This is a genomic window from uncultured Chitinophaga sp. (assembly GCF_937874145.1).
In the GTDB taxonomy this organism is placed as follows: Bacteria; Bacteroidota; Bacteroidia; order Chitinophagales; family Chitinophagaceae; genus Chitinophaga.
In genome coordinates this window covers 1-15200 of the sequence record NZ_CALNBI010000475.1, presented here as the reverse complement: position 1 = coordinate 15200, position 15200 = coordinate 1, and the positions used below count along the sequence as shown (strand labels likewise).

Here is a 15200-nt window from a genome sequence, read left to right as displayed (position 1 = left end):
TGACGGCGCCGGGCTTCTCCGGTGCGGGTTCCGTGAATACGGCCTTCTCTTTCGTGACGCTGACAGAACCCAACGAGCGGTTGCGTTCGCAGAAAGATATCGTGAACATGGTGAACCGTAATATGTACCGGTTCCCGCAGGGCAGGGTGTTTGCCATCGAGCAGCAGACCATCCAGGTAGGCCGCAGAGGCGGTTTGCCCGTTGCCTTCGTATTGCAGAACGTAAACTTCGAGAAACTCTCTTCCGTAGTGCCCCGCTTCGTGGAAGAAGCCAGCGCCAACCCGGTGTTCCAGGGGGTAGACGTAGACCTCAAGTTCAACAAACCCGAGCTCCGCATCCACATCAACCGCGCGAAAGCCAGCGAGCTCGGCGTTTCGGTGGAAGACATCTCCTCCACCCTGCAGCTCGCACTGTCTAACCGCCGCTTTGGTTACTTTATCCGCAACGGTAAACAATACCAGGTAATGGGCCAGGTGTTCCGCGCCGACCGCGACGACCCCGTGGACCTGCAAAGCATCTACGTCCGCAACGCCCGTGGCGAAGCCATCCAGCTGGATAACCTCGTGACCATCGAGGAAGAAACCAGCCCGCCGGTAATTTACCACTACAACCGTATGAAGTCGGCCACCATTTCCGCAGGCCTGGCGCCCGGCAAAACCATCGGCGATGGTATCGACGCCATGAACCAGATATATGCCAACCTTGAAAAAGAAGGCGTGATCGATAATTCGTTCGACACCGCGCTGAGCGGCTCTTCCCGCGACTATGCCGAATCCGGTTCCAACACCATGTTCGCACTGCTGCTGGCGCTTATTCTCATTTACCTCGTACTCGCTGCGCAGTTCGAAAGCTGGATCGATCCGCTCATCATCATGCTGACGGTACCCATGGCATTTGCCGGGGCCTTCCTTTCGCTGAAGCTTTTCAACCAGACCTGGAATATCTTCTCCCAGATCGGGGTGATCATGCTGATAGGGCTGGTGACGAAGAACGGTATTTTGATCGTGGAGTTTGCCAACCACATGCGCGATGCGGGCAAGGAAAAAGCCGAAGCGGCTATCGAGGGAGCGGTGATGCGCCTGCGCCCGATCCTGATGACCTCGCTGGCCATGGCACTGGGCGCATTGCCCATCGCGATGAGCCTTGGGGCTGCATCTACCAGCCGTATCCCGCTCGGTATCGTGATCGTGGGCGGGATCATGTTCTCGCTGGTGCTCACGCTCTACGTGATTCCCGCGGTGTACACCTTCCTGAGCCGCCGGAAAAAGAATACGGAATTCGAAGACGCGGTAACCGAATCGAAAGTGCCTGAAGAAGCCGCTTCCGCCGCGCACGCCTAAAACATGCTAATAATGAAACTGAAACAGATATTCATCTTCATCCTCCTCCTCGCCGCCGGCGGCGCACAGGCACAACAGGTGCTCACGCTGGAACAGGCGATCGACCTGGGGCTGAAAAACAACTACGACATCCGCATGGCGCGCAACGATGCGGAAGTGGCCGCCAACGATAACGCTTACGCCAACTTCGCTTTTGCGCCGCGCATCAACGGCACCGCCGCCAAAACCTGGACCCGCACCGCTACCAAGCAGGAATTCGGCAACGGCTCCAAGCGCGACACCTCCGGCATTAAAAACCAGCAATGGCAGGCAGCCGTCAACCTGAACTGGACGTTGTTCGACGGCCTGAAAATGTTCGCTACCCGCCAGCGCATTCAAGCCATCGAAATCCTCGGTGAGCTGAGCGTCCGCAACCAGGTGGAAAACACAGTCGCCAATATCATCAACAGCTATTACAACATCGCGCAGCAGAAGCAGCAATTGCGCGCCCTGGCCGAGCAGATGTCTATCTCCGACGAGCGCGTGAAGCTCTCCGACGCCAAGTTCCAGACAGGCCTCGCGCCTAAAACGGACTGGCTGCAGGCGAAAGTGGATTACAATGCCCAGCGCGCCAACTGGCTCCGCCAGCAAACCGTTATCGAGCAAAGCAAAGCTTCGCTGAACCAGTTGCTGGCCATCGCCGACGAAAGCGTGAACTACGATGTACACGATACCATCCCGCTGAACCTGCAGATGTCTTACGGGCAGATCCTGGAAAACATCCAGCAGACGAACCCGCAGTTGCAGATATCCCGCCAGAACCTGGAGATTTCGCGGATCACGCTGAAGGAAAGAAAGGGCGACTTCTTCCCGGTGCTTTCTTTCAACTCGGCGTATAACTTCAACCAGTCGCGCGCGAGCGCCGCCATCAACCAGTTCAGCCCCATCTTCAACCAGAACCGTGGCATGAACTATGGTTTTTCCGCCACCGTGCCCATCTTCAACGGCCTCAATTCGCACCGCGCATACAAAGCCGCGAAGCTCGACATCGAATACCAGCAAATCGCGCTCGACAACCAGGCTTCTCTCGTGAACCTGCAGCTGCGCAACGCTTTCCGCGATTACGAGTACTATAAAATGGCGTTGGAACTGGAGCAGGAAAGCGTAGACCTCGCCCGCGAAAATACCATGGTGGCGCTGGAACGCTTCCGGCAGGGCGTGTCTACCACGCTCGAAGTGAAAGAAGCGCAGCAAAGCCTCGAACTGGCCGCCTACCGCCTCATCCAGGCACGCTACAATACCAAGGTGGCGGAAACGGAACTGATGCGCCTGAAAGGATCGATACTTAAATAATCTCCCCGCAGATAAAAACAAAAAGCCCGGAAGTTTCATGCTTCCGGGCTTTTTTATGTGAATAAGGTAAATACTATTCGATCGTGTCTTTCCTGAGATGGCCTTTGTTTTTCTGGTACCGCTCGAACGATTGCTTGATGAACAACAGCAGGTCGTATTCCGTGGCATTGAGCAGGAAACTGTACGGCGGCCGGTAAGCGAGCATGAACGAATCCAGTTCGGGGCTTTCCAGCTTTGTGACCCTGGCCACCAGGTCGTGGTTGTAGCGGTAATCGATATGCTTTTCTTCTTCCCAGTACTTCAGCTGTTCGCCGAACTTCTCCTTGCGCTTGCGGGCGCGGCTGGGAACGAGGTAGGTAAGCGCGGTGATGGGGTTCGACGGCAGTGTTTTCAGCACATCCATCGCGCCGGGGCGCTTATATCCAAAATATCTCTCATATTCTTCCCGAATGGCAAGTGAATCCTGTTTGTAGATGCGGCCGCGGATATTGACGCCCTGGAGCCCCATGATATGCCGCTGCAGCTCCACGTTCCGGGTGGAGGAAATGCCCGGCGCCACGAAGGCCGCACGTACATAGCTGAGGCTTGAAAACTCGATGGTATCCCCCGGCAGGGCTTCGATATAATACCGGCCCGACTCGTTGGACACCGTTCCCATGCCGGAACGTTTGTTCCATACGCTTACCGCGGGGAGACCGGTGCGCGTATCCGCGTCGGTGATCATACCCATCAGCCGTACCGCCTGCGCCTTTGCCTCCTGCAGCCCGACGAAGCATAAAACGCCCGCCGCTACAGCGTATCTTAACAGAAATTGCTTCATACTATGCTCTCAAATTTAACGTTCCGGGCTCAAATGAAACGTTAAAAATAATTTATAAGCCTGACGCTTTTGCTATAATTTCGGGAAACTCCTGAAATTCAAGCCATGGCCCGTAAAATCGTCTTTTCCACACAAAGGTACCAATATCTGAAAGAGCGGCTGCTCGCCATCGCTCCGGACGATTGGGAACCGGGGCTCCTTTCCATCCGCGACTTCCCCGACGGGGAGCATTACCATCGTATAACCTCCGGCGTTACCGGGAAGGAAGTAGTGCTCATCGGCGGAACGATCGACGACAAGGAAACCCTGGAATTGTTCGACATCGCCAACGGCTGTATCCAGTACGGCGCCCTCTGCGTCAACCTCGTGATCCCCTATTTCGGGTATTCCACCATGGAAAGAGCCGTGCAATACGGGGAAATCGTAAAAGCCAAAACCCGTGCCACCCTGTTCTCCGCACTCCCCGCCGCTTCCAACGGCATCCGCGTGATCATGATCGATTTGCATGTGGACGGCATCTCGCATTATTTTGAAAGCAACGTGCGGCCGGTGCACCTTTACGCCAAATCCATCGTCCAGCAGGCGGCGCTGGATATCGCGGGCGGCAGGCCTTTCGTGCTGGCAAGCACCGATTCCGGCAGGGCCAAATGGGTGGAATCCCTGGCCAACGACCTCGGCGTGCAGGCCGCTTTCGTGTTCAAAAAAAGGGTGTCGGGGGAAGAAACGCACGTTACCGCCATCAGCGCCAACGTGCAGGATACGCTGGTCATCATCTACGATGATATGATCCGTACCGGCGGCTCGCTGCTCAACGCCGCACAGGCATACCGCCATGCCGGCGCCTCCTCCATCGGCGTTATCACCACCCACGGTATTTTCGCCGGCAACGGCTACCGCAAGATCGCGGACAGCGGGCTGGTGGAAAAACTTATTTGTACAGACACGCACCCCAACGCGCTCGATATCACAGATCCCTTGCTGGAAGTGCGTTCCGTGGCGCCGGTGATCTTATCCTGGTTCGAAAGCATTCCGGTTTAAACCAGCATTTTATTATATTGGGGCCAACCAATCAGCCCTATATTCATGTTCACGGAAACCGAACTGTTCGAACGCCTTTACCAGGGCGCACTGAAAATGCCATGCACCGGCTCAAGGACCATCCACTCCGACGCAAAGTTTGCCCACACGGATCAGCTGATCCTGATGAGCCTTTCCGAAAATGCTTACCTGCTGAACCTTTCATTGCAAAAGGTCACTTACCTCGACTGGTTTTACGGCGACGTATTATGCGGAATCATCAGCCACGACGAAACCTGGGCCGCCGTGGGAGGGTACCAGTCTTTCGCCGTTTGGCACAACGGCAGCATCCAAACCATCGCATTCAGCTCGGCCCACGACCTGCGCCAGTCCGGTCCGGACACGCTCCTGGTGCTCGAGGATCCCTGGTTCGAAGATCCCCACGTTTGGGAATACAACGTCCGCACGAAAGTACTCGCCAAAGTCCGACCGTTCCCGGATTATGCCGGCAAACCCTTTACCGGCAACGTCATTTGGTAAACTGCCGTACCTTCGCATTATGCCCGACATCCGCCTCATCGAATACGGCAGCTGCGACTATCACGACATGGTCGTGCTGCGCGACAACATCCTCCGCCGCCCCCTGGGCCTCACTTTCTCGACGGAATACCTCCGGCAGGAAATGCATGATTTCCTCATCGGGAGCTTCGACGGTAAGCAGATCGTAGGCTGCTGCATCCTCACGCCGGTCAACGATAACGTGATCCAGCTGCGGCAGATGGCGGTGGACGAAAACCAGCAGGGCAAAGGAACCGGAAGTAAAATTCTGCGCTTCGCCGAAGAGCAGGCCCGCAAGGAAGGTTTCTCGGAACTGACCATGCATGCCCGCGACGTTGCCCGCCCCTTCTACGAGAAAAACGGCTATTCCGCCCGCGGCGAAATCTTCACCGAAGTGGGCATCGATCATATCGAAATGTACCGGAAACTGTAATCAACCCCTGGCCTTGCGGCTGTAATCCGAAAACGTCTTCTGCATCAGTTCCCTGAACTGCAGGTGCGCTTCGTCGTTCTCGAAAGCGCTGGTGGGGATGAGGAAAAAAGAACGCTTGTCGCGGTAGAGAAAGAAAAACGACTGCGTTTCCACGATCTGGCTGAAGCTGCGCCACGACATGCTGCGCTCGCCCTGGCCAGTGTAGATGGCCATGCCCTCGTCGTTATACCGCAAACGGATATTATCCCTGAAAGTGGCGGCTTTATTGTAAGTGGAAACCGGAAGCAGGTACCAGAATGCCCAGCCCAGGATTATCATCATCAGCACAATCCCAAGCATCGCGTTGAAATTCACCATGCGAAACACATATCCGATCACGGTAGCCAATAACAGGATGATCAGCGTTACTCTAAAAACCCTGATCTCGCCTCTGCGTAAAAAATGGAACCGTAATGCACTGATAACTTCTTCCCTCTTGTAGGTAAACTGGAGCAAATGCATTAAACGAACTTACGAAATTATTTCGAAGCTGTCAATGGCATGGGAACGTCGAGATCGTCGCAAGTGGATACAGGCGCGGTTTTGCGGGATTTGGATGCCGTGCGCTTGTCGCTCAGATCATCTTCGTTCAGCCCGGGAAAATTCTTCTTGATGAACTGCATATATTGCTGCAGCACCTTGGGGTCAACCTTGAAAGGAGCCACGATCTGGTCCTTCGGATCCAGCTTCAGCGAAGGATCATTCTGTATGCGGGTTTCGTTCTGTAAATACCATTTGTACAAATCCACCATGGCTTTCTGCATGTCGGATTCATCCACCTTTTCCACTTTGGACTGCGGAACCGTCCACAGGATCTCCTCCAGCCGGTTGGATACCCTGGCCTTGCTGGCAGTGGCGGCGGTGCCCTTTTCATTCTTCTCGCCGTTATTGTTCGTCTTATCGCCGTTGTGGGCGAACACCGCAGTCGAAGCGACTGTCCCGATTGCCAACAAAAACAACAGCTTTTTCATAAGGGTAAATGTTTAATGACCTAAAAATACAAAATAACTGGTATAATAAAAGCCCTTTTGACGAATCCGTAGATTTACGGTACCAACAGTGCTGGTCAGGTGACCAACTCCCGGGGCCTGTATGAAAAAGACGACCCGCCACTGGAAAAGTTGCAGCGTCCCCCCAATTATTTTTTCAAATCATTAGCCCTCACCTCGAATTTCCCCAGCACCTGCCCCTTTCCGTCCACGAATTCCACCGCCATTTTGCGGTCGTTCTGCGGACCGAACACCTTGATCCTGCTGTAGTTCTGCGTCACTACCAGCGTTCCCGGCACCCGGATCGGGCTGTTCACCTCATTCCCCGACGGCGCCGCCTCCCCCGACGTCAGCGGGGAATTTGTAATGTCGTACAGGGGATAATTACCCGGCCGGTCGAACCGGATCACTTCAGAATGGTGCCTGTCGCCGGTTAAAAACACGATCCCCGGAACGTTCACCTCCTGCAGCCAGTTCATAAACGAACAATATTCAACAGGAAAGTGATGAAAACTATCCCAGCGGGAATAAATATTCAGCGCCTGGCTCCCCGTGGCGATCACCTTGAAGCGGGCATTGCTCTGCAATAAGGCGTTACGCAGCCACTCCATCTGCGCGTCTCCGTACATCTTCTTTTCCGGGTTGGGCTGGCCGCCGGTGCTGTCGGGCATCCGGGAACCGCTGGAAAAATAGCGGCCGTCGAGCAGGAAAAAGTCTACATCGCTGAAACTGAACTGGGTATAAATGCCTTTATCATCCTGCCCGAAGGTGGGGTTGGGCCAGTAGTCCCTGAAGATCTCCCGGCTTTCGTCGCGGAAAATATAGGCTTTGGAAGCGTCGTTGGGGCCGAAATCGTGGTCGTCCCAGATGGCGTAATGCGGCATGGCCGAAAGGAAAGGCTGCAGCACGGGCAGGGAGCGGTCGCGGTGGGCGCGGTAAGCCAGTCCGGGTGCGGAATGGTAATCCACTTCCCGGGTGTACCAGTTATCGCCCAGCCAGAGCATGAAATCCGCTTTTTCTTTGGTCATGGTGAGGAAGATGGAGGAATCTTTGCCGTAGGGCTTCCCCGGCCGGTCAAAGCCTTCTTCGTTGAAATAGGCGCAGGAGCCGGTAAGGAAGGTGAAATCCGGCGCGGGCATGCGGTACTGCCAGAGGGTTTTGGTTTGGAAAGATGACTTCCTGACGGAGATATTGTCTACCAGGAGCTCATATCTATATAATGTGCCCGGCGCCAGGTTGCGGAGCTGGATCTTGACGGGATTGTAGGCATTGCCCAGCGGGCCCGTCCAGTTTTGGGACAGGGCTTTTCCGGGCTGTTGCTGCGGCCAGTAGCGGACTGCCACCTTTTTGGCGGCGGCGGACACTTCGGCCCAGACGATCACATCACGCAGTTCTATCGATCCGGTCATGGGGCCGGAAACGAGGTTTTGCTGTTGAGCGGAGGCGAAGGTGCAGGAAAACAGGATAGCCAGGATGAGGCAGGGGATCAGGCGCATGAGGGTGCGGTTTAGGTAGTCAAATATAGCCTTCCCGCCCCGTTTATGCCCCGGAAATACAATAATTTTACGTGAAATGGAAGCATATATCAATTGGAGCGGGGGGAAAGATGCGTCTTTCGCCCTCTGGCAACTGCAACAGTCGGGCGAAGTGAATGTCCGCGGGCTATTTACGACCCTGAGCGAGGCGTACCGCCGGGTATCGATGCACGGGGTGCAGGAGGTGTTGCTCGACGAGCAGGCGCGGCGGACGGGTTTGCCCCTGAAAAAGGCGTTCCTCCCCGAAAACGCCTCGATGGAAGATTACAACCGGATCATGAACGAGGCGCTGGAAGGATACCAGCGGGAAGGTATCCGCCGGGCGGTGTTCGGGGATATTTTCCTGGAAGACCTCCGGGCCTACCGCGAATCGCAGCTGGCGAAGGCAGGCATGGAAGGCGTTTTCCCGCTTTGGAAGCGCGACAGTGCGCAGCTGGCGCAGGATTTTATTGCGGCAGGTTTTAAAGCAGTGATCGTTTGCGTGAACGACAGGTTCCTGCCGGCGGAATTTGCCGGGCGGGAGTTCGATGCGGCGTTCCTGGCCGATCTGCCAGCCGGGGTAGACCCTTGCGGGGAAAACGGCGAGTTCCACAGTTTCGTGTACGACGGGCCTATTTTCAGTTCCCCGGTCCCGTTCCGTATGGGCGAAACGGTGACGCGCACGTATGCGCCGGCCCGCAATGGCGACGATTGCTATAAAAAGGAGGATAATTGTTTCCAGGAAGATGGCGGGGAGGAAGAGAAACCCCTGGCCTGGGATACCCGATTTCATTTCCGCGAACTGCTCCCCGTTTGATTTTTAATTCCCGCACCGGCTGAAAAAACAAAAGCAATGGAATAATCCATTGCTTTCGAGAGTCATTTACTTTGCAAGAAGATTCTCGCGGTGTAGGAATTTTTGGTTTTTCATAGGACAGTAACCATATAAAAAATTAATACTTTAACAAATATAAAATAAATACAATAACTACAAACGATTTACTTTTAATATTCAAATTCCTCAAAAATCAGCGTTAAAAATGAATATTTTGAAATTGAAGGACTATTTTTTGAAGGAAATTCAACAAAAAAGCAACCGCTGGACAAAAACGGTTTTGCATCCCCTCCGTTAATTGTTAATGAAAGTTCCCTCTTCTCCTAAAATCCCCAGATTCAATGCGTCCGGGAAATTCTCACATATGTAATGGTCGCGTTTGGATGGAAGATTTGATGATTCCAGGTTCAAAATTATCAAGTGCAAGGTGTTCATTCCCAGGTAAGGACTGAAAATACTCTTGACTTAACCGGTATTTATTGCAAGATGTTTCATTTGACTGCCGCAGCGGCGCAGTGAAAAATCATCTGAAAGCAAATACCGCACAAAAAAATTTGATCTCCGGAAAAAATTAAACGGAACGAAATTCCGCAACGCGGAAAATGCATTTTCCGGTACAGGAATTCTTAAAAAAATGTGAAAGGAGTTGGGAAATGCCGCATGCGTGAAAACCGCAGCCTTCAAGGGTTTGAAAAGAAAAAGGGCACTTAGAAAAGCGCCCTCAATTTGTTACTATCCTATGAAAACCCTATTTGTATACAAAGGTATATCGATGTTAACTTTATTTGAAATTTTCGAAGGTGAATAACAAATAATTAACAAAGTAACAAGATTATTTATCTCTATCAAACCCGCTACCATGGCTGCTTTCACGATGCGGCTAAATTGCAGCGGAGGGCGGTTACTTGTTAAAAAGTCCTGAACAGATCAGCTACAACCCATGCTATTCCCGCAATTCAGGCATTTGTAGCAGGTGCCGGAACGAACCGTTATGTGCCCGCAGGTGTTACATGCCGGCGCGTCGCTTTGCATGCTGCGCATGTATTCCTGCGTTCCGCCTTCGCTGCCCGCAGCCCCTACAGGCTGGGCTTTGGCGGCTTTCGGGCCCGGCGCTTCCGATTTATTGCCTACGATCCGTACGTTCGACAGCGCCGGCTTTGCAGCGGGAGCGGCAGGCTCTTCGTCCCACTCGTCCTCCCCTGTATTCCCCGGCGCTTCCAGGATATGCACGAGATCCGTACGGCCCAGGTATTCATAACCCAGCACACGGAAAATATAATCGATCAGCGAAGTGGCCGAACGGATATTCGGATGGTCCACCATACCGGCGGGCTCGAAGCGCGTAAACACGAATTTGTCAACGAATTCCTCCAGCGGCACGCCGTACTGCAGCCCCACGCTCACAGCGATCGCGAAACAGTTCATAAGGCTCCGCAGCGTGGAACCCTCCTTCGCCAGGTCAATGAAAATCTCCCCGAGCGTTCCGTCATTATACTCGCCCGTGCGCACGAAGATCGGCTGGCCGCCCACTTTCGCTTTCTGCGTAAACCCGCGCCGTTTGGCCGGCAGCGTCTTGCGCTCCACGATCCGCGACAGTGCCCGTTTCAGCGACGTGTCGGTGCTGGCGGTCATGCGCTTGTTCAGCTCTTCCAGCAGCTCGTCGATCGTGAGCTGGTTCATATCGATGATCTGCGCAGCTTCCGCAGCAGGTGCTTCCGCTTCGGTGGTTTTCTTCCTTTTATCGCTCTTGTTGCTGAGCGGCTGGCTCAGTTTGGAACCATCGCGGTAGAGCGCGCAGGCTTTCAACCCCAATTCCCAGCTCAGTTTGTAGGAATCCGCGATCTCCTCCACCACCGCCTCGTTCGGCAGGTTGATGGTCTTGGAAATAGCGCCCGAAATAAAAGGCTGTGCCGCTGCCATCATCCGGATATGCCCGTGGGGATGGATATAACGCTCGCCTTTCTTGCCGCATTTATTGGCGCAGTCGAACACGGGCAGATGTGCATCCTTCAGATAAGGCGCGCCTTCCACGGTCATCGTACCGCACACGTAATCGTTCGCCGCTTCGATCTGCTCGTCGGTAAAGCCCAGTTCGTGCAGCAGGCTGAATTCCATGTTGAAATATTGCTCCGGCTTGAAGCCCAGCCGTTGCAGGCATTCCTCCCCTAACGTATACACATTGAAAACGAACGCGATGTCGAAAGATGAGGCCACGGCCGTGTCGAGCTTCTTCAGCTCATCGCCGATGAACCCTTTCTCGCTGAGCGTCTGCGGGTTGATGTAAGGCGCCCCGCCGAAGCTGCCCGTCCCTTTCGCATAGTCTACAATAGCCTTGATCTCATTGTCTTTATACCCAAGGTGTTGCAGCGCAGAGGGAATAGACTGGTTGATGATCTTGAAATACCCGCCACCGGATAGTTTCTTGAACTTCACCAGCGCAAAATCGGGTTCCACGCCCGTGGTATCGCAATCCATCACCAACCCGATGGTGCCGGTAGGCGCGATCACCGTTGCCTGCGCATTCCGGTAACCATACTGCTCACCCAGCTTCACCGCATCGTCCCAGGCCTTGGTAGCCGCTGTCAGGAGGTAATCCGGGCAATAGCGGGCGTTAATGCCCTGCGGACGGATCTCCAGCCCTTCGTACGCCTCGATGGCGTCGTACGCCGCCGCGCGGTGGTTGCGCATCACGCGGAGCATATCCTGTTTGTTTTCCGCATATTTCGGGAAAGCGCCGAGGTGCCCGGCCATTTCGGCGGACGTTTTATAGGAAACGCCCGTCATGATCGCCGTTATCGCCCCCGCGATCCCGCGGGCCTCTTCGCTGTCGTAGGCGATGCCGCTCACCATGAGCATGCTGCCCAGGTTGGCGTATCCCAGTCCCAGGGTGCGGTACTGGTAGCTCAGCTCCGCCACCTCGCGGGAGGGGAACTGCGCCATGAGCACGGAAACTTCCAGCACCACGGTCCACAAGCGCACGGTATATTCGAAACCTTCCACGTCGAACCGGCTGGTGCCTTCGTCGAAGAAGCGGCGGAGGTTCACGGAAGCCAGGTTGCAAGCCGTGTTATCGAGGAACATGTATTCGGAACAGGGGTTGGAGGCGTTGATGCGGCCGCCTTGCGGGCAGGTATGCCATTCGTTGATGGTGGTGTCGTATTGGGTGCCGGGGTCGGCGCAACGCCAGGCCGCATAGGCGATCTGGTTCCACAAGTCGCTGGCTTTCACCGATTTCATCACCTTACCAGTGGTACGTGCGGTCAGGTTCCATTCGCCATCCGCTTCCAGGGCATGGAAGAAGGTATTGGGGATGCGGACGGAGTTGTTGGAGTTCTGGCCCGACACGGTGCGGTAGGCTTCACCTTCGTAATCGGAGGCGTAGCCGGCGTTGATAAGGGCGCCTACTTTCTTTTCCTCCTCTACTTTCCAGTTGATGAACTGGAGGATTTCGGGGTGGTCGAGGTCGAGGCAGACCATTTTAGCCGCCCGGCGGGTGGTGCCGCCGGATTTGATGGCGCCGGCGGCGCGGTCGCCGATCTTGAGGAAGCTCATGAGGCCGGAGGAGGACCCGCCGCCGCCGAGTTTCTCATTTTCGCCGCGGATGCGGGAGAAGTTGGTGCCCACGCCGGAGCCGTATTTGAAGATCCGGGCTTCGCGGACCCAGAGGTCCATGATGCCGCCGTCGTTCACCAGGTCGTCGTCCACGCTCAGGATGAAGCAGGCGTGGGGTTGCGGGCGTTCGTATGCGGAGGTGGATTTCTGCAGTTTCTCGGTTTTGGGGTCCACATAATAGTGGCCCTGGGGCTTCCCTTTGATGCCATAGCTTTCGTAGAGGCCGGTATTGAACCACTGCGGGGAGTTGGGAACACAGGCCTGGTTGAGCATGCAATAAGCCAGTTCTTCGTAAAATACCTGGGCATCTGCGGCGGAGGCGAAGTAGTCGTAGCGTTCTCCCCATGCGCGCCAGCAGTTGGCCATGCGGTGGACCACCTCGCGGACGGACGTTTCCCTTCCCAGGGAGCCGTCGGGCTGGGGAACACCGGCTTTCCGGAAGTATTTCTGGGCCAGAATATCGGTGGCGATCTGCGACCAGCCCTTCGGCACTTCCACATTATTCATTTCAAAAACTACGTCTCCGCCAGGGTTGCGGATAACGGACGAACGAAGGTCATACTCGAACTGATCGAAAGGACTCACGCCTTCCCGGGTGAAATGCCGCGGGAACGTCAGACCGCCGGTCTTCTTTACTTGATTTTTCATGCCCTAGAAAATTTTAACAGGATTAAACAAATCTGGTTTTTCGACTCTGTGTGTGGGATAACTAAGTTACCTTACAATGGGTACACAAACGAGTTTTGTTTTGCACAGCTTGTGGAAAAGCCGCCATTAACAAAAACGGCCGTACAGGTGTTGGTATTAGGCATGGTTTGGGCGTGAATCAATTGCAAAATCAATACCATGCATATTTATTTGCCGCTGTCCTTATTACGAAAAATTGTATACATTTGCGACAACCGGAACAATGCATTATTAATGTACAGAAAAATATACAATTCCTTTATCGAGAGAAAGGCAAAGGGTACAAAATCATTCGCAGTTCTGATAGATCCGGACAAGGTTACGCCTGACGGGATTGCAGAGCTGGCGGGCAAATGCACGGAATCGAAGGTGGATTATATCTTCCTGGGCGGCAGTCTTGTTATTACCGATCACCTGGACGATGTAGTGCAGCAGATCAAGGCGAGTTGTGATATTCCGGTGATTTTGTTCCCGGGGAGCCCTTCCCAGGTTTCGCGTTATGCGGACGCCTTGCTGTACCTCTCCATGATTTCGGGCCGCAACCCGGAACTGCTCATCGGGCAGCATGTGGTTTCCGCTGCAGCTGTAAAGAAGAGCGGGCTGGAAGTAATTTCCACCGGATATATGGTGATCGACGGCGGCGCCCCCACCACGGTGTCGTACATCAGCAACGCCACCCCCATCCCCGCGGATAAAGACGATATCGCCATGTGCACCGCCATGGCGGGAGATATGCTCGGCATGAAAGTGATTTATATGGACGCCGGCAGCGGCGCCCGCAAACCCATCACTGAAAGCATGATCCAGCGCGTATCCAGCCAGGTGGAAGTTCCGGTGATCGTTGGCGGAGGTATCCGTACCGCCGAAAAAGCCTATTTGAACTGCAAAGCAGGCGCCGATATCATCGTTGTCGGCAACGCCATCGAAAAAGATGCTTCCCTGATCCGGGAAATCGCCGAAGCCGTGCACAGCGCCCCTGTAAACGCCGCCCGTTAACCCTTTCAGCTTATCAGGCACCTTCACTTCAACCACTTAAATTATCCCTCTATCAAATTTTTTATTGATCCCCGCAAGATTCTTATGAAAACTTGCGGAGGTTTAATATCTTGCACCCCGAAACCGACCAGACCATTAGATATAAGTAATTCAAAGGCCCTTAATAGAGACGCTAGTTGACGTGAGAGTGATTTTATGTAATCGCCTGGCCAGCGGCTTTTTCATCCGAACTGTTTGTCTATAAGACATTCACAAGCATATCCAGAGAATTTATTACAGTAAACGTAACGTTATCTGTCCCGGTCGAGGTATTGGCTTTCGCGCGGGCATTCGCATAACTATGGTTTTTTCGGCCGTAAGGCCTTTTTTCATAAGCATAATTTAAATAACGGGCTGCTTTCTCCAAGGCAGCCCTTAGTTTTTCAACCAAAACGTTATAAGCAAAATCCGTTCCGGGCTTATCGAAATGACTTCTTCCCTTTATAGTCGACATGATTTTACCACCCGGCCGGTACATTCTTCCTTTCCGCAAAAAAAGGCGGCAGGGAATCCAATCCCTGCCGCCCCTGGCATAATAATATCAACAAAGCCCTACAGGCTCATCATTTCCTTGAATTTCACCGCCTGCCTGCGGCTCACCTCGATCTTCTCCCCACCGCGCATCTCCAGCAACAGCCCCCCGTTGAAGTAGGTATCGATCCGCTCGATCATGCGCAGGTTAACGATGTGCTTCCGGTTGGCGCGGAAAAACACCCGCTCGTCGAGGCGCTCTTCGAGAGCGTTCAATGATTTGAGGATCAAAGGTTTATTGGTTTCGAAATAAACGCGGGCGTAGTTCCCCACGCTTTCGAACAGGCGAATTTCCTGCAATTTCACGAACCAGCAGCGGTCGCCGTCTTTCACGAACACCTGGTCGCTCTCCCCGAGGATGTTGCGGATCTTCTCCAGGCGCGCGGCACGCACTACTACCAGCCGACCGGCCGGGGACTCGAACGCGACATCGCCGCGCGCCTGGAGGGCAAGAGCTC

General features: G+C 54.2%; 13 protein-coding genes. 7 read left to right on the top strand and 6 right to left on the bottom strand.

The features are described 5' to 3' along the window. On the top strand, positions 1–1340 hold a 1340-nt coding region (locus Q0510_RS22845), incomplete at its 5' end, for an efflux RND transporter permease subunit (protein ID WP_298716926.1). 12 nt (positions 1341–1352) lie between these two features. Then, on the top strand, positions 1353–2672 hold the full coding sequence (locus Q0510_RS22840) for a TolC family protein (protein WP_298716923.1): 1320 nt from the start codon (positions 1353–1355) through the stop codon (positions 2670–2672). Between the two features lie 73 nt (positions 2673–2745). On the opposite strand, the gene Q0510_RS22835 is transcribed toward Q0510_RS22840, so the two are convergent. Next, positions 2746–3492: a carboxypeptidase-like regulatory domain-containing protein gene (locus Q0510_RS22835; RefSeq protein WP_298716921.1), complete on the bottom strand. Its 747-nt coding sequence runs from the start codon at positions 3490–3492 to the stop codon at positions 2746–2748. 105 nt (positions 3493–3597) lie between these two features. Between Q0510_RS22835 and prs the strand changes: the two genes are divergently transcribed. The 3 genes from prs to Q0510_RS22820 are packed head-to-tail and all read left to right on the top strand — an operon-like array spanning position 3598 to position 5500. Continuing rightward, positions 3598–4530: a ribose-phosphate diphosphokinase gene (gene prs, locus Q0510_RS22830; RefSeq protein WP_298716918.1), complete on the top strand. Its 933-nt coding sequence runs from the start codon at positions 3598–3600 to the stop codon at positions 4528–4530. Between the two features lie 45 nt (positions 4531–4575). Then, positions 4576–5049, top strand: a complete 474-nt coding sequence (locus Q0510_RS22825; protein ID WP_298716915.1) for a hypothetical protein — start codon at positions 4576–4578, stop codon at positions 5047–5049. 19 nt (positions 5050–5068) lie between these two features. Further along, complete coding sequence (locus Q0510_RS22820; RefSeq protein WP_298716912.1) at positions 5069–5500, top strand: GNAT family N-acetyltransferase; 432 nt, start codon at positions 5069–5071, stop codon at positions 5498–5500. Here Q0510_RS22820 and Q0510_RS22815 read toward each other — a convergent pair whose 3' ends face one another. The 3 genes from Q0510_RS22815 to Q0510_RS22805 form a co-directional block, all read right to left on the bottom strand. Continuing rightward, complete coding sequence (locus tag Q0510_RS22815; RefSeq protein ID WP_298716910.1) at positions 5501–6001, bottom strand: YcxB family protein; 501 nt, start codon at positions 5999–6001, stop codon at positions 5501–5503. It abuts the gene before it with no gap. 17 nt (positions 6002–6018) lie between these two features. Further along, on the bottom strand, positions 6019–6510 hold the full coding sequence (locus Q0510_RS22810; protein WP_298716907.1) for a hypothetical protein: 492 nt from the start codon (positions 6508–6510) through the stop codon (positions 6019–6021). Between the two features lie 167 nt (positions 6511–6677). Then, on the bottom strand, positions 6678–8024 hold the full coding sequence (locus Q0510_RS22805) for an alkaline phosphatase (protein ID WP_298716905.1): 1347 nt from the start codon (positions 8022–8024) through the stop codon (positions 6678–6680). A 76-nt stretch (positions 8025–8100) separates the two neighbouring features. On the opposite strand from Q0510_RS22805, the gene Q0510_RS22800 reads away from it, so the two are divergent. Further along, positions 8101–8859 (top strand): adenine nucleotide alpha hydrolase, encoded by a 759-nt coding sequence (locus Q0510_RS22800; RefSeq protein ID WP_298716902.1) that lies wholly within the window; start codon positions 8101–8103, stop codon positions 8857–8859. A 945-nt stretch (positions 8860–9804) separates the two neighbouring features. Here the strand turns inward: Q0510_RS22800 and Q0510_RS22795 are convergent. Then, positions 9805–13137: a vitamin B12-dependent ribonucleotide reductase gene (locus Q0510_RS22795; RefSeq protein WP_298716899.1), complete on the bottom strand. Its 3333-nt coding sequence runs from the start codon at positions 13135–13137 to the stop codon at positions 9805–9807. A 273-nt stretch (positions 13138–13410) separates the two neighbouring features. Here Q0510_RS22795 and Q0510_RS22790 point away from each other — a divergent pair, with 273 nt between their 5' ends. After that, on the top strand, positions 13411–14172 hold the full coding sequence (locus Q0510_RS22790; protein WP_298716896.1) for a geranylgeranylglyceryl/heptaprenylglyceryl phosphate synthase: 762 nt from the start codon (positions 13411–13413) through the stop codon (positions 14170–14172). Between the two features lie 591 nt (positions 14173–14763). Here the strand turns inward: Q0510_RS22790 and Q0510_RS22785 are convergent. After that, on the bottom strand, positions 14764–15200 hold a 437-nt coding region (locus tag Q0510_RS22785), incomplete at its 5' end, for a LytTR family DNA-binding domain-containing protein (RefSeq protein WP_298716893.1).